General features: G+C 62.9%; 20 protein-coding genes, 1 tRNA gene and 2 rRNA genes (1 of these 23 running past the window's edge). 7 read left to right on the top strand and 16 right to left on the bottom strand.

Annotation, left to right across the window (positions count from 1 at the left end; translation table 11 throughout):
- Positions 1-8: 8 nt before the first annotated feature.
- From GDR53_RS10895 to GDR53_RS10855, 9 genes are all read right to left on the bottom strand, one after another.
- Positions 9-1,418, bottom strand: coding sequence for a phosphohexomutase domain-containing protein (locus GDR53_RS10895; protein ID WP_193334531.1), 1,410 nt, complete (start codon positions 1,416-1,418; stop codon positions 9-11).
- A gap of 73 nt (positions 1,419-1,491) precedes the next feature.
- On the bottom strand, positions 1,492-2,163 hold the full coding sequence (locus GDR53_RS10890) for a GntR family transcriptional regulator (RefSeq protein WP_193334530.1): 672 nt from the start codon (positions 2,161-2,163) through the stop codon (positions 1,492-1,494).
- Positions 2,164-3,639 (bottom strand): NAD-dependent succinate-semialdehyde dehydrogenase, encoded by a 1,476-nt coding sequence (locus tag GDR53_RS10885; protein ID WP_193334529.1) that lies wholly within the window; start codon positions 3,637-3,639, stop codon positions 2,164-2,166. It abuts the gene before it with no gap.
- 3 nt (positions 3,640-3,642) lie between these two features.
- Positions 3,643-4,875 (bottom strand): iron-containing alcohol dehydrogenase, encoded by a 1,233-nt coding sequence (locus tag GDR53_RS10880; protein ID WP_193334528.1) that lies wholly within the window; start codon positions 4,873-4,875, stop codon positions 3,643-3,645.
- Entirely contained in the window at positions 4,875-5,897 is a 1,023-nt protein-coding gene (locus GDR53_RS10875) for an Ldh family oxidoreductase (RefSeq protein WP_193334527.1), read from the bottom strand. The genes GDR53_RS10880 and GDR53_RS10875 overlap by 1 nt, the downstream gene beginning before the upstream one ends.
- Positions 5,898-5,984: 87 nt before the next feature.
- On the bottom strand, positions 5,985-7,586 hold the full coding sequence (locus tag GDR53_RS10870; RefSeq protein WP_193334526.1) for a copper resistance CopC/CopD family protein: 1,602 nt from the start codon (positions 7,584-7,586) through the stop codon (positions 5,985-5,987).
- 55 nt (positions 7,587-7,641) lie between these two features.
- The gene (locus GDR53_RS10865) at positions 7,642-8,169 is read right to left on the bottom strand and encodes a YcnI family copper-binding membrane protein (protein WP_193334525.1); all 528 of its coding nucleotides are present in this window, start codon (positions 8,167-8,169) and stop codon (positions 7,642-7,644) included.
- A 58-nt stretch (positions 8,170-8,227) separates the two neighbouring features.
- Positions 8,228-8,596 (bottom strand): hypothetical protein, encoded by a 369-nt coding sequence (locus GDR53_RS10860; protein ID WP_210321317.1) that lies wholly within the window; start codon positions 8,594-8,596, stop codon positions 8,228-8,230.
- A 257-nt stretch (positions 8,597-8,853) separates the two neighbouring features.
- Positions 8,854-8,930 (bottom strand) — tRNA-Met (locus tag GDR53_RS10855).
- 214 nt (positions 8,931-9,144) lie between these two features.
- Between GDR53_RS10855 and GDR53_RS10850 the strand changes: the two genes are divergently transcribed.
- Together GDR53_RS10850 and GDR53_RS10845 are read left to right on the top strand one after the other, a co-directional pair.
- Complete coding sequence (locus GDR53_RS10850; RefSeq protein ID WP_193334523.1) at positions 9,145-10,182, top strand: aldo/keto reductase; 1,038 nt, start codon at positions 9,145-9,147, stop codon at positions 10,180-10,182.
- A gap of 63 nt (positions 10,183-10,245) precedes the next feature.
- On the top strand, positions 10,246-11,013 hold the full coding sequence (locus GDR53_RS10845) for a DUF599 domain-containing protein (protein ID WP_193334522.1): 768 nt from the start codon (positions 10,246-10,248) through the stop codon (positions 11,011-11,013).
- Here GDR53_RS10845 and GDR53_RS10840 read toward each other — a convergent pair.
- Positions 10,946-11,791, bottom strand: coding sequence for an alpha/beta hydrolase (locus GDR53_RS10840; protein WP_193334521.1), 846 nt, complete (start codon positions 11,789-11,791; stop codon positions 10,946-10,948). The two genes, GDR53_RS10845 and GDR53_RS10840, sit on opposite strands and share 68 nt — an antisense overlap.
- A 154-nt stretch (positions 11,792-11,945) precedes the next feature.
- On the opposite strand from GDR53_RS10840, the gene GDR53_RS10835 reads away from it, so the two are divergent.
- The 4 genes from GDR53_RS10835 (at position 11,946) to GDR53_RS10820 (ending at position 14,724) form a co-directional block, all read left to right on the top strand.
- On the top strand, positions 11,946-13,337 hold the full coding sequence (locus GDR53_RS10835) for a putative bifunctional diguanylate cyclase/phosphodiesterase (protein WP_193334520.1): 1,392 nt from the start codon (positions 11,946-11,948) through the stop codon (positions 13,335-13,337).
- A gap of 71 nt (positions 13,338-13,408) precedes the next feature.
- Positions 13,409-13,720, top strand: coding sequence for a (2Fe-2S)-binding protein (locus GDR53_RS10830; protein ID WP_193334519.1), 312 nt, complete (start codon positions 13,409-13,411; stop codon positions 13,718-13,720).
- Positions 13,686-14,171: a bacterioferritin gene (gene bfr, locus GDR53_RS10825; protein ID WP_193334518.1), complete on the top strand. Its 486-nt coding sequence runs from the start codon at positions 13,686-13,688 to the stop codon at positions 14,169-14,171. The genes GDR53_RS10830 and bfr overlap by 35 nt, the downstream gene beginning before the upstream one ends.
- 142 nt (positions 14,172-14,313) lie before the next feature.
- Positions 14,314-14,724: a VOC family protein gene (locus tag GDR53_RS10820; RefSeq protein WP_193334517.1), complete on the top strand. Its 411-nt coding sequence runs from the start codon at positions 14,314-14,316 to the stop codon at positions 14,722-14,724.
- Between the two features lie 4 nt (positions 14,725-14,728).
- Here the strand turns inward: GDR53_RS10820 and GDR53_RS10815 are convergent, their stop codons facing one another.
- From GDR53_RS10815 to GDR53_RS10800, 4 genes are all read right to left on the bottom strand, one after another.
- On the bottom strand, positions 14,729-15,343 hold the full coding sequence (locus GDR53_RS10815; protein ID WP_193334516.1) for a nucleotidyltransferase family protein: 615 nt from the start codon (positions 15,341-15,343) through the stop codon (positions 14,729-14,731).
- A gap of 32 nt (positions 15,344-15,375) precedes the next feature.
- Positions 15,376-16,386, bottom strand: a complete 1,011-nt coding sequence (locus tag GDR53_RS10810) for an alpha/beta hydrolase (RefSeq protein ID WP_232846601.1) — start codon at positions 16,384-16,386, stop codon at positions 15,376-15,378.
- A 170-nt stretch (positions 16,387-16,556) separates the two neighbouring features.
- Entirely contained in the window at positions 16,557-17,774 is a 1,218-nt protein-coding gene (locus GDR53_RS10805) for a lytic murein transglycosylase (protein ID WP_193334515.1), read from the bottom strand.
- A gap of 131 nt (positions 17,775-17,905) precedes the next feature.
- Complete coding sequence (locus GDR53_RS10800) at positions 17,906-20,215, bottom strand: mechanosensitive ion channel domain-containing protein (RefSeq protein ID WP_193334514.1); 2,310 nt, start codon at positions 20,213-20,215, stop codon at positions 17,906-17,908.
- A gap of 234 nt (positions 20,216-20,449) precedes the next feature.
- On the opposite strand from GDR53_RS10800, the gene GDR53_RS10795 reads away from it, so the two are divergent.
- Positions 20,450-21,639 (top strand): IS3 family transposase gene (locus tag GDR53_RS10795; RefSeq protein WP_193334513.1). Its coding sequence is split into 2 segments (ribosomal slippage): positions 20,450-20,708 and positions 20,708-21,639, totalling 1,191 coding nucleotides; the frame shifts between segments, so codons are not numbered across the junction.
- Positions 21,640-21,793: 154 nt separating this feature from the next.
- Here the strand turns inward: GDR53_RS10795 and rrf are convergent.
- Positions 21,794-21,909 (bottom strand): 5S ribosomal RNA (gene rrf / locus GDR53_RS10790).
- A 132-nt stretch (positions 21,910-22,041) separates the two neighbouring features.
- Positions 22,042-24,573: ribosomal RNA gene (locus tag GDR53_RS10785) — 23S ribosomal RNA — on the bottom strand; it runs 189 nt beyond the window's last position.

Here is a 24,573-nt window from a genome sequence, read left to right as displayed (position 1 = left end):
CGGCAGTATCAGCCATGCGTCGTCGCCGCGCTGGCCGTCGCAAGGCCCCAGCGCAGCGCATCCTGCGCCTGCGCTTCGGTATCGGCCTCGACATAGCAGCGCAGTTCCGGCGCATTTCCAGACGCGCGATAGTGAACCATGGTGCCATCGTCAAGAAAGACCTGCAGCCCGTCGATGGCGGCCGACCGCAGGATCGCCCCGCGCGCGGCAAAATAGGTCGCAGCTTCTGCCGGTACGGAGAGCCCATCCAGCAGGGCACGGCTCTTTTCGGCGGCAAAATTCTCCAGCCGGTCGCTCAGCGCCACGCGCAGCGGCAGCGCCGCGACCAGCTCGGCAATGCTGCAGTTTTCCGCAGCCGCGCGGCCGAACACCCCGATCAATGGCAGGATGGCGTCCCGCGTCATCAGGGCCGGCAGCGCGGCATCGCCCAGGTTGAGCGCGCTGCCCAGCAGCGTGCCGCCATTGGCCTCGAAGCCGACCACGCAGCGTCCGCCGGCGGCGATGGCCGCCTGCATGCCGGCGACGACAAAGGGCGAGCCGACACGGGTCCGCACCACCGAGGCAAAATAGCTCGTGGCCTCGATCGCGGTATTGGAGGTAACGGGGGTGACTACTGTATCGGCGCCAAAGAACTGTGCCGCCAAGAGGCCGAGCACATCGCCCCGGACAAACTGGCCTTGGCTGTCCATCAGCAGCGGCCGGTCGGCATCGCCATCGGCCGAAATGATTGCATCAAGCCCGTGCTCGACGATCCAGCCCGGCAGCGGCGCAAATACCGCATCACCAAAGGCTTCGGTATCGACCGCGACAAAGTTAGCCACCCGGCCGAAGGCTACAATCTGCGCCCCGAAGCCGGCAAACATCTCGGCCAGCGCCTGTCGTCCGGTGGTCGAATGCTCGAAAACCCCGATGCGCCAGTCCTTGAGCGTATCACCCGCCAGCAATCCCCGATAGCGATCGCGATAACCGGCCGCGGCCGCGGCACTGTCATCGACAGGCTTGGCGCTGTAGTCGCCGTCCACGGCATCGCCCAGCTGCGCCAGGATGCCGGCTTCGTCTGCCTTGCTGATCTCGCCGCTGGCGCGGAAGAATTTCAGCCCATTGCGATCTGCCGGAATGTGGCTGCCGGTGACCATGATGCTGGGGGCGCCCGCCGCCATGGCGTGCCGGGCCAGGGCCGGCGCCGGCAGTTCACCACAGTCGATCACGCGCAGGCCCATGGCCGCAGCGGCGGCAGCACAGTCAGCCGAAATCGCCGCACTGCTGGCACGCAGGTCACGCCCCAGATAAAGCGCGGTGACATGTCCGTCACGCAACAGATAATCGAGGAACGCTTTGGTATAACGCCGCGCCGCGTCCCCGACGAGATCAACGGCCAGGCCGCGCAGGCCGCTGGTTCCAAACTTGAGGCTGCTCATACTGTTGCGCTATCCTTGCACGATCAGGCGTATCTAGCCCACCTGCGCCGATGTTAAAACCGCTACTTGACCCCTAGCGCCCGCCAAATCGCGCCCGCGACTGCTCGATATGGGTCCGCATGGCCGCCTCGGCGGTATCGGCGTCGCGCGCCCCGATGGCCTTGAGGATAGTCTCATGCTCGGTTACGGCCGCTGCCGGCGCCCGTGCGTCGAACACCTGGCGGAACAGGTGCACATGGGTATGCAGCCGCGACAGGGCCTCGACGACAAGGCCATTGCCGGCGCTGGACGCCAGCTGATCGTGAAACGCCATGTCGATCTGGGCGAACTGGGCATAGGCGTCGAGCCCCTCGCGCTGCGACAGCGCCGCCATCTCGCTGCACAATCCCGCCAGGTGGGCCAACATCGTGTCTGGCATGTTCAGGGCACATTGGCGCGCCACGAAGGGCTCGAGCAGCAGGCGCAGCTGGTAAAGCTCGGCCAGCTGAGCCGCGGTCATCTGCGGCGCCGCGCTATAGCCCACCAGGTGCGTCTTGACGACCAACCCCTCGGCCTCGAGCCGGGTCAATGCCTCGCGGATCGGGGTCTGCGAGACGCCCAGCTGCCGCGCCACGGCATCCACCGAAATGCGCGTGCCCGGGGCGATCTCGAGCGACATGATGCGGGCAAAGATGGCGCTGTAGACCTCGTCGCCCAGCCGGGCGGGGCGCCGCAGCAGGCCGGCGACCGCGCTGGGAACCGCCATTTACCAGCTCACCGCGATATATTTGGTCTCGCAGAATTCCAGGATGCCGTGATGGGCACCCTCGCGCCCCAGGCCCGACTGCTTGACCCCGCCAAAGGGCGCGGCCGGATCGGAGACCAGGCCGCGATTGAGCCCGACCATGCCGGCCTCGAAGCGCTCGGCCACCTGCAGGCCCTTCTTGAGGTCCTCGGTATAGACATAGGCAATCAGCCCATATTCGCTGTCATTGGACAGGGCCACCGCCTCGTCGATGGTCTCGAAGATCGAGATCGGTGCAATCGGCCCGAAAATCTCGTCGCGCACCATTTCGGCATCGCCGGTTACCCCGGTGAGCACGGTGGGTGGGAAATAGAAGCCATCGCCACCGCTCGGCGCCCCGCCGGTCAGCACCGTGGCGCCCTTGGCCACAGCGTCCTTGACCAGATCGGCAATGCGATCAACCGCTTTCTGGTTGATCAGCGGGCCACAGGCCACCGCCTCGTCATAGCCGGCGCCGACCTGCATCTTGCCCATGCGCTCGGCCAGGCCCCTGGAGAAGCGCTCGGCAATGCCGCTCTGGACGTAAAAGCGATTGGCCGCCGTGCAGGCCTCGCCGCCATTGCGCATCTTGGCGAGCATGGCGCCATCGAGCGCCTTGCCCAGATCAGCATCGTCGAACACCACGAAGGGTGCATTGCCGCCCAGCTCCATCGAGCAGTTGATCACCTGATCAGCCGCCTCCTTGAGCAACGTGCGGCCCACCTGGGTCGAACCTGTGAAGGACAGCTTGCGCACGCGCGGATCATGCAACATGGCCGAAACCAGTGCGCCGGCGCTCGAGGTGGTGACGACATTGACCACGCCCTTGGGCACGCCAGCCTCTGCCATCAGCGCCGCCATGGCAAAGGCGGTGAGCGGGGTCTCGGTCGCCGGCTTGAGCACCACCGAACAGCCCGCCGCCAAAGCCGGGGCGATCTTGCGGGTTGCCATGGCGGCCGGGAAATTCCACGGCGTGATCAAAACGGCCACGCCGATCGGCTGCTGGGTGACGAGGATCTTGTTATTGCCGCTCGGCGCGGTCGAAAAATCGCCATTGAGCCGCACGGCTTCTTCGGAGAACCAGCGGAAGAACTCGGCCGCATAGGCCACCTCGCCGCGGGCATCGGGCAGCGCCTTGCCGTTTTCGAGGCTGATCAGCCGCGCGAACATCTCGCTGCGGGCGATCATCAGCTCCCAGCATTTGCGCAGGATTTCCCCGCGCTGCCGCGGCGCCATGGCGGCCCAGGCCGGCAGCGCGTCATGGGCGGCTTTGACCGCCGCGATACCATCCTCGACGGTTGCGTCAGCGACGGTAGCGATGCTCTTGCCGGTGGAGGGATCGAGCACGTCGATCCGTTTGGCTGCGGCACCGGCGCGCCATGCGCCATCGATATAGAGATCGGTCTTGACCGCTTCCTCGATGCCGAAGGACTGAAGGGATTCTGGGAGCTTGAGCATGGTCTATTCCTGGGTTAGCAGCGGCCGGCGGTCGCCGGCAAAGGCGGCCCGCACGATGGCCTGCATGGCAGTGAGATCGAGCGGCCGCGGGTTGTTCTTGACCAGACGCGCCGCGCCCAGCGATTGTTCGGCGGTCCAGTCGAGCTGATCCGCGCGCAAGCCCAGCGTCTTGAGGTCGGGCGGAATGCCGATGGCGGCAAACAGGGTCTCCACCGCCACGATGGCCCGTTCGGCATTGGCTTCGGCACCATCGCCCGCCACCGCCACGCCCATGGCTGTGGCCACTTCGGCCATTGAGGCCGTCGCATGGCCGAGATTGAAGCTCATGGCATAGGGCATGAGACAGGCCACCCCGGCGCCATGCGCCGTCTTGGTGAGGGCGCCCACCGGATATTGAATAGCATGGGCCGCGGCCGTGCCAGCGGTGCCGAAGGCAAGCCCGGCCAAGAGGGCGCCATACATGACGTCTTCGCGCGCCGACAGGTCCTGGCCGTTCTCGACCGAGCGCTGCAACCCGCGCGCCAGATGGAAGATCGCCTCGCGCGCATGCCCGTCGCTGAGGGCATTCTTGCCCAGGAAGACATGCTCATGGGTAATCATTGGATCCACCACGCGCGGCAGGGAAGTCAGCGCCTCGATGGCATGGGTCAGCGCATCGGCACCGGCAATCGCGGTCAGCCCCGGCGGGGCGCTCAGCGTCAGTTCGGGATCGCAGATCGCCACCAGCGGGATGATCTGCGGGCTGGCAATGCCCACCTTGAGCAGGCGTTCGCTGTCGGCCACCACCGCGACCGGCGTCGCTTCCGAGCCCGTGCCGGCCGTGGTCGGCACGGCAATCAGTGGCAGCACCGGGCCGGGCACCTTGAACTCGCCGAAATAGTCGCGCGGCGAACCGCCATGCGCCAAAAGGATAGCCGTGACCTTGGCCATGTCGAGGCACGACCCGCCACCCAGCCCGATCACCAGATCGGGCCCGAAGCCGCGCCCAAAGGCGACGCACTGGTCGATGCAGTCCAGCGGCACTTCGGGCAGCGTCCGGTCAAACACCGCCACCGCGACGCCGGCCGCCCTGAGGCCATCGACCATGGCGGCCAGGTCGGCACTGGCGCCCATGCGTTCATCGGTGACGATCAGCGCCTTCTGGCCCAGCGCCCGCGCATAGCCGGGCAGGCTGTGCCGCTGCCCGGTGCCAAAGACGATGCTGCGCGGCGCACGCATGGTGGCAAACAGGGTCATCAGATCCTCGATTCGGGTTTGGCCGCGTCGCGCAGCCTTTGCATGGTCGCCCAGACCGGCTCGGCCAGCTCGATGCCGGCCGCCAGCCGCTCGGCCCTGCGCGCCCGGCCACGCTCGCCCGGGATCAGCACCTGCTCGAAGCCTTCCGTGGGCGGCGTCTGCCTGATCGTGTCCAGATAGGCCGACAGAGCCGCCCCCTGCCCCGATAGCGGATCGATCAGGATGAACACATCGCCCTTGTTGCTCTTGAACTGCGCATTGAGCGTGCCGGTGACGTCGCGCCCCAGCGCCGCGCCGGTCAGCGCCGTCACCAGCAGCTCGAAGGCCAGCCCCAGCGCATAGCCCTTGGCCGCGCCAAAGGGGGCAATGGCCCCATTCTTGGCCGCTTCGGCATCGGTCGTCGGCCGGCCGTCCGCATCAAGCGCCCAGCCCTCCGCCAGTGGCGCGCCGCGATGGGCGTGATCGTGGATTTCACCCATCGATACCAGGCTGGTGGCCAGATCGATGACGAAGGGCCCGGTATCGGTGGGCACGCCGATGGCGATCGGATTGGTGCCTAGCAGCGCCGTCGTCCCGCCAAAGGGATGCACCAGTGCCTCGCTGGTGGTCAGGATGATCGAGACCAGCCCAGCCTCAGCCAGCGCTTCGGCATACCAGGCCAGCATGCCGATATGATTGTTGTTGGCGATGGCGGCCACGGCGATACCGGTCTGGCGCGCCCGTTCGCCCGCCGTCTCGGCCGCGTGCATGGCCACCACCGGCCCCAGGCCTTGCTGGCCATCGACGCTGAGAAAACCGTCGCCGCGCCAGCTGTGCAGCCCACGCGCATTCGGGTCGGCGACGCCATTGTTGATGCGCGCAATGATCCGCTCGAGCCGCAGGAAGCCGTGCGAGGGCAAGCCGCGCAATTCGGCATCGAGCAGCAGATCGGCCTGCAGCCATGCCGCCTCGGTGCCGACGCCCGCCCCTTCCAGCGCCAGCTGCGCCGCCTGCCTGCACTCCTCGACTGAAATCCGCGGCATGAAAAATCCGATACGATATTGGATCGGCAACCTGCGGGGTCCGAGCGGTGATGTCAACGCACTGGTAGCGACGACGAGGCTGCTGTTTCAAGGTGATGGAATATCAATTTCGGTTTGCAGGCGCGACAGGCTGAAGCGGCTGAGCCGTAGATCGATGTCGACCAGCCAGGTCCCGGCGACCGGGATAGTCAGCGGATCGATCCGCCAGGCCCCGTCGACCAGTCGAGCGTCGGTGACAATCGGCTCAATGCCAAGGCTGCGCGAACTGAGGGTCACCGTAACGCCAAGCGGCTCAAGCGCCGCGCCGGCCATATCGGTCAGGAACAAGTCCATCACCACCGGACCGACGTGCCCCGGCACGATGGTGATGTCGGCCATGGCGACATTGTCCATGGCATGGGCATAAAGCGGCGCACTGCTGACGGCTGCTTGCACCACCTGCGCCAGGGCCCGCGGCGGCGGGGTAAACCGCCAGCCTGCGACAAGGGCCAGGATGAGCAGGACAATGCCGATTTCGACGGCAATCGACTGTCGCAGTCGCTGGCGCGCCGCGACCTGACCCGCCAAGGCGGGGGCGGTCAGCCTGATGCGGTTGATCAGAGCTAGGGTAAACAGCACGGCCAGCAGGGCCAGCTTGGCCGCCAGGATCAAGCCATAGGGCGTGAGCCAGGCCGGACCGGGCGCGCCGAGCTGGATGACCGCCAGGGTGACGCCGGAGACGATGATGGACGCGACAGCAAAGGGGATGAAGCGGGAGAATTGCGCCAGGGCCCGGTCGGCATTGTCATCATGCTGGCCCAGCCAGAACCACAGCGGCAGCAGCGCCCCGACCCAGAACAGAATGCCCGCCAAATGCAGCGTGACCGCGCTGCGTGTCAGCCATTGCGGCTCGGCGGCGCCGGCATGGCCACTCAGCGCCAGCGCCATGGCGGCAAGGGCCCAGACCAGCCAGCCGGCAGCGCGCAGGGCGGGCAACAGCAAGGTCATCCATCCCAGGGCCAAAGCCACCAGTATTGCAATGACGGTGCCGCCATAGCTGGTCAAGTAGCCCGCCAGCCAGGGCCGGGTTCTGGCAAGCGCGTCCGGCGCTAGGCCCAGCGCATCGAGGCCCTGCAGGCCTAGGCTAAGCGGGGCAACCACCAAGCCCAGCCCCGACAGGATCATAGCCAGCTGACGGCCTTGTCGCGGCAAGGGCGCGGCCAGCGCAAAGATCGCCCCGCCGGCGCCAAACAGCAGCGCCACAAACAGCAGACCCTTGGCGGCCCAGAGCGCCAGCTCTGTGGCAAGGCTGGACGTCGGCAGTTCGGCAATGGCCGCTCCACCGGCGGCACCGATCGAGAACACCAGCGAACCGGCAACGGGATGGGAATCCACCGAGACAGCGCGCCAGCTCAAGACATGGGTGCCGTCAGCAAGACCGGTTGGCAGCAGCACGGTCATTGTCTGCCCGCTGCTGGTCTGGTCGAGCAGATCCAGTGCCCCGCCATCGGGCTTTATGAGACTGATGGCGAGTGCGCTGACAGGCTCGTTGAAGACCAGCTCAAGCTGCGTCTGCGACGATGTCACAACGGCGTTTTCCTGCGGGCTGGTTGACAGCAACTGGGCATGGGCAAAGGCCGCATGCGTCGCCGCGAGCGACAGCAAGACGGCCAGCAGCAGCTCGCAGAGGCGTTTGGTCATGGATGGCATGGCGAGATCCAACAGGTGGAAGGGGCGCGGGATCAAGTCCCGCGCCCGACGTCACTTAGTGGCTATGGCTCGCGCCAGCCGGCACCAGTTCCAGCTTGGGAGCGGGCATCTCGGCATCCTCCGCACCGGAAGTGTCGATCCAGGCTTCTTCGCCATTGGCGCACTCCTGGATGGACGGGAAGGAGAAGGTGCCGGGTTCGAGCGTATCGGCAAAGGTGCCGCGGAAGACGAACTCGTCATAGAACTCGTTGGGCAGGTTGCCGCCCGACCAGACGATCTCCTTGACGCCTTCCGTCACCTCGGTGCCGTGGTTCAGATAGGTATTTTCATAGGGGCCGGTGACGATGTCGAGGTCCCAGCCGGCTTTGGGCATCGGCTTGACGGCAAAGAAGCCCTCGGGAATCTGCACGCGAACGGTATGGGTGGCTTCGGTGCCGCAGCCATGGGGCACGCGGAGGACAGCCTTGTAGCTCGAGCCGATCGCGGCTTCCTGAACTTCGAGCGTGGAGTGGGCGAAGGCCGGAGCGGCAAGGGTCGTCAGGGTCGCAAGAGCAACGGCAAGGCGAGATACGGTGCGGATCATGATGATCTCCAGTCGATAGAGCAGGTCTGAAAGGCGGCCGATGGCCGCCGTGAAGCGTTCAGACGGCGACTGGAGGCGCGCGCGATTGTCCGAAATGCTCGGGGATTGATGGCTTGAAAGCGAGCTGGAGATCGGGCCAGGCTATGCCGCTGGCCAGCGTCGGCACGGCAATTTGCACGGGTGCCGGCGCGACGGCGGCAAAATCCTGCTTGCCGAAGCCGGTCGCGGGACATTTGACGACCGTGGCGGTCTTGGGATTGCCATCCTCGTCCTGGACCAGGGGCGCACAGACCGACCATGCGGTCAGCGTCTCAAAGCCCAGCCTGTCCAGATCGCGTTGCAGGCCGGCGGCCTGGTGCAGCGGCAGGAGCAGCGTCAGGACGTAGATGGCCAGCACGGCCAATGCCGTGCCGAACTCCCTTGTCATGCTGCGCCGCCGAAATGCCATGTGCCCCTCAGATTCCCCAACTACCCTTTGGCCGCGCCGGGGACAAGTATCCAATCGCCGCAGACCAGTTCGTTTTTGCAAAGCGGCGCATGGCCTTGCGCCATCTCCGGCATGCAGCAGTTCGCGATCGCTTCAGCTGCTGGGTGCGCGCCTTCTGCCTCCCTGGCGTGGGCGGGGCACAAAGTGGTCCTGAAAAGGAAAAGCCCAGCGAACTCGATGAGTTCACTGGGCTTTTTTGGTTGCGGGAGCAGGATTTGAACCTGCGACCTTCAGGTTATGAGCCTGACGAGCTACCGGGCTGCTCCATCCCGCGTCAAAGTCGATAACAATGCCTGATTGGCTATCATCGGTGCGGCCCGTGCCGCGACGTGAGGGCTATATAGGGGGTAGAGCTGGAATGCTCAACCCCCAAACGGACTTGCGTGACGCTTTTTTGACAAAGCCATTTTTTGTCGTCGCAACCTACCATTCCAGCCCAGTTCGGCTAGTGTCGGCCATCCCATCCCCGCATTCGAGTTTTGCCCCCGATGAAACTGAACAAGCTTGGCCGCACCGATCTGCGGGTCACTGAAATCTGCCTGGGCACCATGACCTGGGGCAGCCAGAATACCCAGGCCGAAGGCCACGCCCAGATCGACATGGCGCTCGAGGCCGGCATCAATTTCATGGACACGGCCGAGATCTACGCCGTGCCGCGCAGTCTCGAAACCTCCGGCCGGACCGAGGAAATCATCGGCAACTGGTTCAAGCAGACCGGCAAGCGCGACAAATTTATTCTGGCGTCCAAGATTGCCGGCGGACCGGTGGAGTTCATCCGCGACAATTCCCGCGCCAGCGGCAAGACCATCCGCCAGGCCGTCGATGCCAGCCTCAAGCGCCTGCAGACCGACCATATCGATCTCTACCAGATCCACTGGGCCTCGCGCGGCAGCTACAATTTCGAGGGCTCCTGGACCTATGCGCCGCACAAGCAGGATACGGCCGATACCCTCGACAATATCGCGGACATGCTGGAGGGCCTGGGCGACCTGGTCAAACAGGGCAAGCTGGGCCATATCGGGGTCTCCAACGAAACCGCCTGGGGCATTGCCCAGTGGCTGCGGATCGCCGAGCAGAAGGGATTGCCGCGGCTGGTTTCGGTGCAGAACGAGTACAACCTTACCCGCCGCCAGTTCGATCTCGACATGGCCGAACTCAGCCATCATGAGCAGGTCGGGCTATTGGCCTATTCGCCGCTGGCCGGCGGCCTCTTGACGGGCAAGTACCAGAATGGCGCGGTACCGGCGGGCAGCCGCGGCGACTACCAGAAGGGCTTCTGGCGCTATAATGAACATTCCCAGGCGGCCACGGCCGAATATCTTGCTCTTGCCGCCCGGCACGGTCTGGATCCTGTACAGATGGCCATCGCCTTCACCCTGTCGCGCCCCTTCACCACGGCCACGATCATTGGCGCCACCAGCACAGCGCAATTGGCTTTGGCCATCGGCGCGGCGGATGTGACACTGTCACCCGACGTGCTGGCCGAGATCGACGCCGTACATCGGTGCTATCCGCGCCCGATCTGATGCAATCGCCTTTTTAACCGATCACGCTATAAACAAGGGCGTACACGTTTTCCGGGGCCGCCCTTGTCCACCACGCTCATCTCCACGCTGTTTCCGCTGCTCTGCTACCTGGCCTACAATATCATTGTGCCGCAGGTGGAAAAGCTGCGGCCGTCGCTCTCGGTGATCATGAACCTGCAGCGCCGCCGCTGGGTCGCCAATGCGGCGGTGCGGCATTCGCCCTTCGATGCCATCCTGTCGGGCAATATCATGGGCTCGGTCAGCTTTCTGGCCTCGACGGCGGTATTGCTGATCCTGTCGATCTTTGCCGCTTTCGGCCAGGTGCCCGCGCTGATCGCCGCGCTCAATGCATTATCGCTGCACCGGGTCTATTCGCCGCTCGACGTACAGCTGCATCTGCTGGTCATGCTGACCATGTTCGTCATGGCGTTTTTCGCCTTTACGCTTTCGCTGCGCCAGTTCAACCACTTCTGCATCATGCTGGGCGCCATCGACCAGGACAATGGCACGACCGAAGCCGAGCTTGACGCCATTACGCGCATGAATGCGCTGGGCGCCGCCAATTTCAACAGCGGCATCCGCGCCTATTATTTCTCGGTGGCCACGGTCGCCTGGTTCGTGTCCGATTGGCTGCCCATCGCCACCTGCCTGCTCACTGTCCTCATCCTGGCGCATCGGGAGTTCTTCTCCTCCGCCCATCGCACCGCCGCCTCCGCCGCCGTGATCGCCGCACGCCGCCAGCAGGGTAAGGCCACGGGCGCCGCTACGCCGGTTGAAGCGCCGGCACGGCTGCGCCCAGATGGCGATGCAGGAACACCCCCAGCTCTTTGAGCAGCGGCGCCATGGCCCGCCCCGGCCGGCCCAGGGCCAGCAGCGGACCAGGATGGCCCAGACTGTCATAGTGCCGCTCGACGACCGTACAGCCGACCACGCGCAGCCGCTTGGCCAGTGCAACAGTGTTGCGCGGATAGACCAGGGTGTCCTTGCCGCCCGTGGCCAGGAACATGGGCGGCGCCGACGGACTGACGAAGTGGATGGGCTGGGTCGCCATCGGCTCGCGAACGGCGCCAAAGGTGCGCAGGCTGATGCGGCCGTCAAACGGATAGAAATCATAGGGACCCGACAGGCCAACGACGCAGCCGATATTGCCCAGCAGGCCGCTTCTGGCCAGATGACCAGGGTCCAGCGCCAGCATGACCGCGTTATAGGCACCGGCCGAATGCCCCATCAAGGCAATGCGCTGCGGATCCCCGCCATGGGCCGCGATATTGTCCGCCACCCAGCGCACTGCTGCGGTGCCGTCGTCGAGGAAACCGGGATATTCCACCTCGGGCAGCAGGCGATAGTCGGCAATCACCGTCACAAAGCCCATTGCCGCGACTGCCCGGCCGACAAAGTCATAATCCGCCCTGCTGCCATCGTTCCACGAGCCGCCATAGATGAAGAACACCACCGGCCAGCCGCCATCGGGCGGCGGCGCCGCGCGGGGGGTATAGATATCGAGCTTCTGGCGCGCGGCCGCGCCATAGGCAATGTCTTTTGCGGTCTTGCGGGAGCCGGCATCCTTTGGGCTGAGGAAATTGATGATGCTCAGGATCGGGAAGGGCATGGAGGCTCCGCTGCTGTTGCACCAAGTTACGGTGCACGACAGATTGTTGTTTCGCGCCCCACGCCGTTATGGCTAATGAATTCATTCAGACTTAAGGCACTTGGCGGCATAGTGACGGCACATCGTCCGGCGCGAGCCACAACAGGATCCTCGCGTGAAGCAGCGAACCCGACCGATCGCCAACGTCATGACTCCGGCCCCGGTTGCAACGCGCGCGCGTCTCAATGCCGAATTCCTGACCCAGCTCGGCCGCTATGATCACGTCAGCCGGCTGCCAAACCGGCTGCAGTTCATCGATCACTTCGATGTCCTCGCCCGCGCTGACCAGCCCACCATGCTGGTACTGGTCACCCTGGCCGATGCCAAGCACTACAATGAGATCCTGCGGGCCCTGGGGATGGCCTTTTCTGAAGACTTCTTGCGCACCGGCGTCGACCTGCTGGCAGCCCAATTGCCTGCCGACCTCACCATCTATCATGTCAGCGTGCTCAGCTTTGTCGTGGTGCTCACCGTCGACACCATCGACATCGCGCCCGCCGCCGCCCGGCGCATCGCTGCCGCCTTTGCCGGCCCGCTCTCGGTCAACGCCATTCCGATCAAGACTGATGTCGGCGTCGGCCTGCTGCCGCTCGACGCGGGACGCGGCGCCGCCGAATCGCTGCGCGCGGCCCTCGTGGCGGCACAGGACAGCCGCAACGCACCCGGCGGCATTGCCTTTTATGATCACAAGTCCGATGCCGCCCATCTGCGCGCCTTCCGCCTGCTGGCCGATCTGCCGCGCGCCATGGCCGCCCGTGATCAGTTGGCGCTACACTATCAGCCGCGCATTGCCCTGGGCACGGGCCAGTGCCACGGCGCCGAAGCGCTGCTGCGCTGGAATCACCCCGAGCTGGGAGCGATTTCCCCGGCCGAATTCATTCCGCTGGCCGAGCAGACGGCGCTCATCAACCCGCTGACCGAATGGGTCATCGATCACGCCCTGGCGCAGAACCGGCGCTTCCTCGATGCCGGCCATGCCCTGCGCATGTCGATCAACGCCTCCCCGGTCAACCTGTCCGAGGCCGGCTTCGTCGAGACGCTGCTGCATCGGTGCCATTCTGCCGGGCTGGCGCCGCACCACATTGAACTTGAATTCACCGAGGGCACCCTGGCCACCAATTCGGCGCGCGCCGTCGCCCAGTTGAGCAGCCTGCGCGAAGCCGGCGTCGCCATTGCCCTGGACGATTTCGGCTCGGGCTATTCCAACCTCTCCTATATCGCCCACATCCCGGCCGACGTGATCAAGATCGACCAGTCCTTCGTGCGTCCTCTCAAGGCCTCCGGCGATGACGACTTCCTGCTGTGTCACATTGTCTCGATCGCGCAAGGCCTGGGCTTTCGCGTCTGCGCCGAGGGCATCGAATCCGATCACGCCTATGCCCGGCTGCGGGAGCTGGGCTGCGAGGAGGGCCAGGGCTATTTCATGGCGCGGCCTATGCCCGCCGACCACCTGCTCGACTGGCTCGAGGGACGCGGAAAATCCAACGAGGCCTCGTGGCACAGCTAATCTGACATTGACAATCAGCTATAGTCCACGCTTTATGCACCGGTCCGTTATGCCTTCAACATGGCCGCGCAATGCTCATCTGCCAGTGCAATATGATCACGTCCAAGGAGATCGAGGATATCGTCCTTGATCTGCTGCGCGCCGATCCGTGGCAGCTCGTCGTGCCGGCCAAGGTGTACAAAGAACTCGACCGCCGCGCCAAGTGTGGTGGCTGCGTGCCGAATGTGGTAGACATAATTGTTCGGGTCACCGAAAACCACCACATGCAGCAAGCCCTACCCTCTAGCGAACTCGTTTCCCTGCAGTCCGGGCTGGAAAAACTCAAGCAGCAAGGAAGCGGAGTACGTCGTGAAAGGCGAAGCAAAAGTCATCGAGCGGCTTAACGAAGCCCTCTTTCTCGAACTCGGGGCGGTCAACCAGTACTGGGTCCACTTCCGTCTTCTGGACGATTGGGGTTTCAAGAAGCTGGCGACCAAGGAACGCGCCGAATCCATCGAAGAGATGCACCACGCCGATCGTCTGATCGAGCGGATCATCTTTCTGGAAGGCCATCCCAACCTGCAGCGCGTCGCGCCGCTGCGCATCGGTCAGTCCATCAAGGAAGTGCTCGAGGCCGATCTGGCTGGCGAGTACGAAGCCCGCGCCGCCTACAAGGCCAGCCGCGAGCTGTGCGAGGAACTGGGCGACTATGTTTCCAAGAACCTGTTTGAAGCCCTGCTGACCGACGAAGAAGGCCATATCGACTTTCTCGAGACCCAGCTTGAGCTGCTCGACAAGATTGGCGTCGAAAAGTACGGCCAGCTCAACTCGGCCTCCGCCGATCAGGCCGAGTAATACCCACCATCGGAATGCCAGACCGCCCGGTTCGCCGGGCGGTTTCTTTTTGCCTGCCTGAGCGCCCCACAGGCGCCCTGCACGTCGCGGCAACCCGGGCATAGCCCCGCGCGTTTCTGCCAGGCGAGAAAAGGAGTCCGTGATGACATTCCATACCGGCCGATTGATCGACCACGTCCACCTGCGCACCCGCGATTTTGCCGCGAGCCGCGCCTTCTATGCAGCCATTCTTGACGTGCTGGGTATCGACATCGCCTTTTCCGGCGACAACTGGTTCCAGGCAGATGAGCTGTTTGTCGAGGCAGCGGAGGCAGACACCCCGCAAACCCATCTCCATCTGGCCTTCCAGGCCCGCGACCGCGCCACGGTCAACGCCGTCCACGCCGCCGCGCTCGCTGGCGGCGGCATCGATAATGGTGCGCCCGGCGAACGCGACTACCATCCGGGCTATTACGGCGCCTTCATGCTCGATCCGGACGGCAACAATATCGAGGCTGTGTTTCATGGCCCTTCGCGTCGCTCCGCCGCCTCGGTAGAAATAGAGGCGCTTTAGCCAGTCAGTCGTCTGGCCAGGCAATGATGGTGAGTTCGGGCCAGATCGCCTTGGCCCGCTCCGCCTTGCTGGCATGGGCAACCCGGTTGTCCAGCACCGGATTGGGCACCATGCGGAACGAGAACAGGTCGTCGAGCCCGAACGGCGCCACGATCTCCAGTCCGCCTGCATCGTTCAGCCTGGCACCGACGGCATGCGTCTTGGACGCATAGCGCCCCAGCATCTCGGCTGACGATCTTAAGGGGAGGAACGGGATGCCGAACTTCTGCTCGAACCACAGATGCACCCGCGCCTGGTTGCGCGCCTGCACCGGTATCGGCAAGCCGGCAAAGCGCGCCTCCAGGGCCTTGATCACGCGATCTTCAGCATCCCATCCCAGATCGCGGTCATCGAAATAGATGACGTCGATATCGTTGATCCCGGTAAGGGCAGCGCGACCGGTCAGCGCATTCCAGACGCTGTTGTAGATCGCACCCGCCACCAGCAGATGATCGGGCAGCGCCATGTCACGTAGTTGTTCCAGCACCACCATCAGCATGGGCTGGTCGCGGATGATCGCCGCCAGCGCCTGACGCTGGCTTTCCGGCGCGGCACCGGCATATCGCAGATGCATGTTCATGTGGCGAGGTTAGCGCGATTCCAGGCTTGGCGTCAGTTCTCGATGGGCTGGAACATCGCATTGAGTTCGTTGACGATCTGGTCCATCGGCGCGATGGCCTCCGGCAGTTGCTCGGGGGGATTGGGGGCTACCGCCACATAGGGCACCCCGCTCGGAAACGCCCCGAACATCTGGAAAAATGCCACCATGTCCTCGAGCACCGGCATGCGCCAGCGCCAGAGCGAGCCCATGGCTATGACCGGCTCCATATGCCCGAAGCCCTCATAATAGCGCGTCGTTACCCAGACGCCGCTATCCTTGAGCTTTTGCGCGAAGCGCTCGGTATTCTGCATCCGCACGATCGGATCGGTCGTGCCGGTGGCCAGATACATCGGTGGCGTCCCGCTGGTGACCAGGTTGATCGGCTGCGTTCCCTCCGGATTGGGCGCCGCCCCGAAGGCATTCTGCACCTCGCCATATTCGAACGGATAGAAGTCATAGGGACCCGACAGGGCCGCCACGGCCAGGATGTTCATCGTCACGCCGTAATCGCGCAGGAAGGACGGATCGAGCGCCAGCATGGTGGCATTGTAGGCCCCGGCCGAGTGCCCGGCCAGGAACAGGCGGCTGGTATCGCCGCCATAACTGGCAATATTGTCCTGCACCCATTTGAGCGCCTTGGCGCTGTCTTCCAGAAATCCGGGATATTGCACCTCGGGCACCAGCCGGTAGTCGGCGATAACCACCACAAAGCCGCGTGCCGCGAGGGCCCGGCCGACAAACTGGTAGTCGCTGCGCTCGCCCCGGTTCCAGCCGCCGCCATAGATGAAGAACACCACCGGCGCCAGGCTGCCCCGCGCTTCGGGTGCATAGACATCCAGCTTGTGGCGGGGGCCGTCGGCATAGGCCACGCCGTCTCCGGCCTTGATCGTGCCGCCATCCATGGCTGCCGGCAGATTGAACGGATCCATCACCGACAGGGCAAAGCTCTGGGCGGGCGCAAAGGCGAGCATCAGCATAAGCGCCAGCAACACAAGGCGCGAATTCATCATTGGACGGAGCATGGATCTATGGCTTCAAACGGATAAAGGAGTTTGCTAGCGGACAAAACCGGACTTTGTATGGCGGTGCCGGAATGGGCGAGGGCAGGCGTCTCAATTGCTGAAACTGGCCTGCCCTCTACTTAAGCGACCTCAGATTGTCCCTAATTCGTTACCGAAAAGTTAACCCCAGCTCAGCGCTGCAGCCTTTCGAGCAGCAGCCCGGACACATATCCGTCAGCCGGCAGGCCGGCCCGGTTCTGATAGGCCAGCACGGCGGCCTGCGTCTTGGGCCCGACCACGCCATCGGGCGTGCCGACGTCATAACCTGCCCGCGCCAGCAGCGTCTGCAGCTGGGTCCGCTGAGCTGCTGTCAGCGCATAGTCGCCGGCCGGCCAGGGCGTGGCAAATTCGCCGCCGCCAATGATCCGGTCGGCCAGGTGGCCGACGGCCAGGGCATAGCTGTCCGAATTGTTGTAGCGCTTGATAACATCAAAATTGGGCAATAGCAGGAATGCCGGTCCGCTGGCGCCGGCCGGCAGATAGAGACGCCCCACATCGCTCTGGCGCGGAAAGGCCTTGCCCGAGACTCGCGTTATGCCCATGGCCTGCCACTGGCTGAGCGGCGCACGCTCCGCCTGTCGGGCCGCGGCAAAATCAAAGCCCTGCGGCAGCCGCACCTCATAGCCCCAGGTCTCGCCGGGGCGCCATTTGAAATTGTTGAGGTAATTGGCCGTCGACCCCAGCGCATCCTGCACCGAGTTCCAGATATCCTTGCGCCCGTCGCCATTGTAATCGACCGCATAGCGCATGAAGCTGGTCGGCATGAACTGGGTATGCCCCATGGCACCGGCCCAGGATCCTGTCATCTTGTCCGGGCTCACATGACCGTCGCTGACGATGCGCAGCGCCGTCAGCAGTTCCTCGCGGAAAAAGCTGGCCCGATAGCCGCCCTCGGTCAGCGTTGCCAGGGCATGGATGGTATTCTCACCACCCATGAAGCCGCCGAAATTGGTTTCCATGCCCCAGATCGCCAGCACGATCTCCGGCTGCACGCCCCAGCGCTGCTGCGCCCCGCTCAGGGTCTGCCGCCATTCCTGGCGCATGGCCTGGCCCTTGGCGGCCTGGCCATTGGTAATGCGCTTGTCCAGATATTGCTGCACCGTCTGGCGGAATTCGGGCTGCTTGCCGGTCAGCTCCATCACCTTGGGCTGATAGCTGTAATTGGCAAAGGCTGCGTCATAGGCGGAACGGTTGACCCCGCGCGCCGCCGCATCGGGCCAGAGCGCCCTGACGAAATCGGCGCTATTGGCCGCGGCCGGCAGCGCCGTGCCAAGACAGAGCAGGCCGGCAAGGGCCAAAGCCGACAGGCGGCGATAAAACGGAACTGTGCTGCCGTCGACAACAAACATGACGAGCCTCGCAATACGCAAACAATGAATGGCTCGGTCGGGCCCACGGACCCAACCGGCGCGTATCACATTATTAACCCACCAAATTAAGAGGGGTTTAAGGCCATGCCGCTCCTGGCTTCACGAAGACGTCAGGCCTTGCCCGTTGGCACGTCGTCGCCGTCACCCGCTTCGCCGGGCAATTCGGACCGGCCCGGCAGGTCTGGCCCGGTCGACGCGCTGGCGGCTGGCGCGCGCGCTGCCAGCAATGGGGGCGGCCCATCCAGGTCGGCCTTGGGGCGGCTGGGCGCGTAGGTAATATGCGGATAGGGGATCTCGATCCCGCGCTCTTCGAACACGGTCTTGATGATTTCGTTATAGGCGCGACCAGTGCTCCATTGTTCGCCCGGCACCGTCTTGATCCGCGCCCGCACCGTGACAGCGGAATCACCAAAGCCGGTGACCCCATGCATGTCGAGGTGGTCAAGGATGTGGTCCTTGTGCTCGGTTTCCATCAAGCGATCGAAGGCTTCGAACATGGCCTTCTTGACCTCGGCAATATCGCTGTCATAGGCCACGCCCAGTTCGGCCAGATGGAAGGAGAAGCCGCGCACCATATTGCTGACCTGATCAACCGAAGAGAAGGGTATCAGGTGCACGGTGCCTGACAGGTCACGTATCGTCACCGAGCGGATAGTGAGCTTTTCCACCACGCCCGACTTGTCGCCCACGGCCACCACATCGCCCTCGTTCATCACATTTTCGAACTGGATGAAGATGCCGGTAATGATGTCCTGCACCAGTTTCTGCGCGCCAAAGCCGATGGCGAGGCCGATCACCCCGGCGCCGGCCAGCAGCGGCGCGATATTGACCCCGATCTGCGCCAGCGCCAGCATCAGCCCGAAAATGACCAGGGCAATGGTGAAGGCATTGCGGAACAGGCCCAGCAGCGTCTTTTCCCGCGCCGTCGGCGTCTTGCCGAAATTGGGGTTGAGCCGGTATTCGACCCAGGACGAGACAGCGACATAGAGCGCCATGCAGACCAGCACGATCAGCGCCGCCGAGATCACCGAGCCGGCAACCGCCTGCCCCTCCTCGCTGCTGATCCAGCCGCCGAAGTCGAACAGCGACCAGGCCTGGGCAATGGCCAGCACCACCCCGGCAATGACCATCCAGCGCACCACCTGCATCACTGTGGGCACGAAGGTCTTGAGCCGCGTTTCCAGCAGCGGCAGGCGCTCCCTGATATCGGCCGGCAGATTGAGGCCGGCGCTGACAAAGCGGGCGATGAAGCTGACGATGACGACGCCGATGACGATGGCCACCAGCGACTGCAGCGTGGCGGCCAGCATGAAGGGCAGGGCCTGCTCGGGATTGGCGAACCACACCACCAGCAGGGCCAGCAGATAGACAATGGCCACCACGTGCCAGTGGCGCGACAGCAGCAGCAGCAGGCCCATGCCGTCATTGTCGCGCTTGGCGGCAAGACTCTCGAGCCAGTGGCGGACATCGTCCCGGTTCTGCAGCACCACGATGATGGCAATGGTCACCGCCGTGGCCATCACCAGCACCTGCACCGCCGCAGCAATGGCTGGCGACAGGTTGGCGCTCAGCAGCGGCGCCACGAACAGGAAGGTATAGCCAACCAGTGAAATGATGCGGGTCAGCCAGAATGACCAATAGGCCGCATTGTCATCGCCGATCGGGATCAGCCGCAGGGGCGCATGGCGTGGCGCCATGATGGTCCGGATCACCAGCTTGGTGATTTCCACCAGCAGGAACGCATTGAGCAGCAGCGACTGGTTGATGCCCATCCGGCCCGGCATGTCGCCGACAAAGGCCAGCGCCAGCGCATAGCCGATCCCCCAGGCCAGCACGACCATGCTCAGATCGATCAGCATGGCGACCAGCGCCGTGCCCAGCCGGCTGGGCCAGCCCTTCGAGGCCACGCGCGCCGCCATGCGGCCCTCCAGCCAATGGGCCAGCAGCCGCAGCACGAAGAAACTGCCGAACAGGCCTATTGCCGTCAGGAACACGCCGCCCAGCAGGCCGGCAAAAGTGGAGAAGTCGCTGCTCCGGGTGCCCCCGAGGCCCTCTTTCAGGTCGACGAAGACCTGCCCCAGCGACCTGATGGTGGCAGACGCGCCTTCGGCGGCGGCGCGCGTATATTCGGCCAGCTGACGCACAATGCTCAGATCGGCCGGCGCCTCGACTGCCGCAGCCTCGTCGGCCCCGCCTTCCGCCTGCTGCAGTCGCGCGATCAGGGCCGCGCGGCTCTGATCGTCCTGGAGGATGCGTACCAGGGCATCGATACTGGCATCCGTTGTCGCCGCATCGCTGGCTTCGGATGGTCCGCTGGCGGCCGTGCTCTCGGTGGCGGGCAGGAAGGGCACCTGCGCCTGGGCCAGGCTCGGCAGCAGCAGGGCCAGCATCAGCAACGGCAAGAGGGTGAAGGAGCGCATGGGAGAATGATCCAGACAGAAAGGAGTTGGCAGCCAGCGCAGCCAGGTGGGCGACCGCCCCTGTGGATACGCCGGACTGGCCTGCCTGTTCAACCGCTGCCGGGCCAATTCGATCCAATCCGGTCGCGAGAGCGACGTTCTGGATCGGGTTGCCGCGGGTTTAGTGCGGGTGACGTTGCCCCCTGCGCCTAATCCAGTTTGAAGTAGGCTCTGGCCCCATCAGAAGGACCAGAGATGAAGCGAACCAGGTTCACCGAAGAGCAGATCATTGCGATCTTGAAGGAGCAGGAGGCCGGCGTTCCAGTTGCCGACCTGTGCCGCAAGCATGGCGTCAGCAATGCCAGCATCTACAAATGGAAGGCCAAGTATGGCGGCATGGACGTCAGCGAGGCCCGACGACTGAAGGCGCTTGAGGACGAGAACGCCCGGCTCAAGAAGCTGCTGGCCGACAGCATGCTCGATAATGCCGCGCTGAAAGATCTTCTTGGAAAAAAATGGTAGCGCCCGCCGCCGAGCGGGATGCTGTCGCCCATCTCCAGACTGCCTATGGGATGAGCGAGCGGCGGGCGTGCCGAGTATTGGGATGTTGCCGGATGACGATGCGCTACCAGGCGCTGCGAACCGATGACATCGTGCTGCGCGACCGGATGAAGGCCATTGCCCATGAGCGGCGACGGTTTGGCTATCGGCGGCTGCACGTCCTGCTGCGGCGGGAAGGGTATCAGGTCAATCACAAGCGCCTGTTCCGGATCTATCGCGAGGAGAAGCTGATGGTGCGCCGTCGAGGCGGCCGCAAGCGTGCCATGGGCACCAGGGCGCCGATGCTGATCCCAATGGCGCCCAACGAACGCTGGTCCCTGGACTTCGTCTCCGACCAGATGACCGACGGTCGGCGCTTCCGGGTGCTGACAGTGGTCGATGACTGCACACGCGAATGCCTGACCTTGGTTGCCGACACCTCGCTGTCTGGTCTGCGCGTTGCCAGAGAGCTGGAGACGCTGATGGCTACTCGAGGACGCCCCAAGATGATCGTCAGCGACAATGGGACTGAGTTCACGTCCAATGCCATCCTGGGCTTCGCTGACCGGATGGGGATCGACTGGCACTACATTGCCCCTGGCAAGCCGATCCAGAATGCCTTCATCGAGAGCTTTAACGGCCGGCTGCGGGACGAACTGCTCAACGAGACCCTGTTCCCATCGCTTGCTCACGTCCGGGCCACCGTGGCGTCTTGGCGCGCCGATTACAATCTGCACCGGCCGCACTCGCGGCTGGGTTGGATGACGCCTGCCGAATACGCCGACACCTTCAACCCGCGACGGGATCTGCCGCTCCGCTCAATGACCAGCTCCGCGCCAGCCCCCGTCGCTCACCCCGGCCAGATCGACCAAACTAACCGCCCGAGTCTACTTCACGCTGGATAGAAGTTGGGGGCAACGTCACGGGGTCTGGCGGGGGGTGGGGCCTTGCGGTTTACTGTGATTTGGCTTTTGGAACGCAAAAAGCCCACCCGGTTTCCCGGGTGGGCTTTTTAGTATTCTGTTTCGACATTGTAATGAGATCATACGTTTTTGGCAGACCTTGCAGCGACCTACTCTCCCAAGCCTTAAGACTTAGTACCATTGGCGCGGAGGAATTTGACGGTCGAGTTCGGGATGGGATCGGGTCTTGGGCTCCTCGCAAGAACCACAAGGTCAGCGAAAAACGTATGAGTGAATTCTGGTTTTTTGGTTTTAGGACCAACAACGCGCCCATGCAAGGCGTGTTGGTCTGGTGTATTATCTGAGCCGATCATTCACAATCTATGCGGACATAGATTAATGAGAACGATCAAGCCAATCGAGCTATTAGTACCGGTAAGCTTCACATATTGCTACGCTTCCACACCCGGCCTATCGACGTGGTGGTCTTCCACGGCTCTCAAGGGAATACTAGTTTTGAAGGAGGCTTCCTGCTTAGATGCTTTCAGCAGTTATCCCGTCCGAATTTAGCTACCCTGCAATGCGGCTGGCGCCACAACAGGTCCACCAGAGATTCGTCCAACCCGGTCCTCTCGTACTAGGGTCAGCTCTTCTCAATATTCCTACACCCACGGCAGATAGGGACCGAACTGTCTCACGACGTTCTAAACCCAGCTCACGTACCACTTTAAATGGCGAACAGCCATACCCTTGGGACCTGCTCCAGCCCCAGGATGTGATGAGCCGACATCGAGGTGCCAAACAATGCCGTCGATATGGACTCTTGGGCATTATCAGCCTGTTATCCCCAGCGTACCTTTTATTCGTTGAGCGATGGCCCTTCCACGCGGGACCACCGGATCACTATGACCGACTTTCGTCTCTGCTCGACTTGTCAGTCTCGCAGTCAGGCAGGCTTATGCCATTGCACTCAGCGACCGATTTCCGACCGGTCTGAGCCCACCATCGCGCGCCTCCGTTACTCTTTGGGAGGCGACCGCCCCAGTCAAACTACCCACCATACGCTGTCCCGGACACTGTTATGCCGCGGTTAGACATCTATGACGATAAGGGTGGTATCTCATCTTGCGGCTCCACACGAACTAGCGTCCTTGCTTCAAAGCCTACCACCTATCCTGCACATGCCGACACAAATGCCAGCGTAAAGCTATAGTAAAGGTGCATGGGGTCTTTCCGTCTGACCGCAGGAACCCCGCATCTTCACGGGGAATTCAATTTCGCTGAGTCTATACTGGAGACAGTGGGGAAGTCGTTACGCCATTCGTGCAGGTCGGAACTTACCCGACAAGGAATTTCGCTACCTTAGGACCGTTATAGTTACGGCCGCCGTTTACCGGGGCTTCAATTCAAAGCTTTCACCTCTCCTTTTAACCTTCCGGCACCGGGCAGGCGTCAGACCCTATACGTCGTTTTGCAACTTCGCAGAGCCCTGTGTTTTTAGTAAACAGTCGCCACCCCCTCTTTTGTGCCACTCCTATAAGGTTGCCCTCATAGAAGTCATGCTTATCCCGAAGTTACGCATGCAATTTGCCGAGTTCCTTCAGTATAGTTCTCTCAAGCGCCTTGGTATACTCTACCAGTCCACCTGTGTCGGTTTAGGGTACGGTCAATATTGGTGGAGCTATTTCCTGGAACCGGCTCATCGCACCCCCAATCCAATAAGGGGATACGAACCTGCGCGATCCGTCACTACCACCTGGTTCACGAATATTAACGTGATTCCCATCGTCTACGCATTTCTGCCTCGACTTAGGGGCCGACTAACCCTGCGCTGATTAGCATTGCGCAGGAACCCTTGGACTTTCGGCGAAAGTGTCTCTCACACTTTTTATCGCTACTCATGTCATCATTCGCACTTCCGATACCTCCAGGACCCCTCACAGGTATCCCTTCGCAGGCTTACGGAACGCTCCGCTACCGCTTACACATAAGTGTAAACCCTAAGCTTCGGTGGATAGTTTTAGACCCGGTACATCTTCGCCGCAGGATCGCTTGACCAGTGAGCTGTTACGCTATCTTTAAAGGATGGCTGCTTCTAAGCCAACCTCCTGGTTGTCTAAGCAATCCCACATGCTTTCCCACTTAACTATCACTTGGGGACCTTAGCTGTAGGTTAGGGCTGTTTCCCTTTTGACGACGGACCTTAGCACCCGCCGTCTGTCTCCCGAGTAGTACTTGTGGGTATTCGGAGTTTGGTTAGGTTTGGTAAATCGGTGAGATCCCCTAGCCCATCCAGTGCTCTACCCCCCACAGTATTCGCTCGAGGCGATACCTAAATATCTTTCGCGGAGAACCAGCTATTTCCGAGTTTGATTGGCCTTTCACCCCTAGGAACAAGTCATCCCCGTCTTTTTCAACAGACGTGGGTTCGGTCCTCCAGTAAGTGTTACCTTACCTTCAACCTGCTCATACCTAGATCACTCGGTTTCGGGTCTAATCCGACTAACTTAACGCCCTATTCAGACTCGCTTTCGCTACGCCTACACCTAACGGCTTAAGCTTGCTAGTCAGACTAAGTCGATGACCCATTATACAAGAGGTACGCAGTCACCCTTGCGGGCTCCTACTGTTTGTATGCATCCAGTTTCAGGAACTATTTCACTCCCCTCGTCGGGGTGCTTTTCACCTTTCCCTCACGGTACTTGTTCGCTATCGGTCGTGCACGAGTACTTAGGCTTGGATAGTGGTCTACCCATGTTCAGACAGAATTTCACGTGTTCCGCCTTACTCGAGGACCTCAATGCTTTCTACCGGTACGGGGCTATCACCCACTATGGCGGATATTTCCATATCCTTCCCGTTCTTACAAAGAGGCCACTGGCCTGGTCCGCGTTCGCTCGCCACTACTAACGGAGTCTCGGTTGATGTCCTTTCCTC

The sequence above is a fragment of the Devosia beringensis genome, from assembly GCF_014926585.1.
Classification (GTDB): Bacteria; Pseudomonadota; Alphaproteobacteria; order Rhizobiales; family Devosiaceae; genus Devosia; species Devosia beringensis.
The sequence above is the reverse complement of the archived record's forward strand: the minus strand, read 5'-3'. Positions and strand labels throughout refer to the sequence as shown.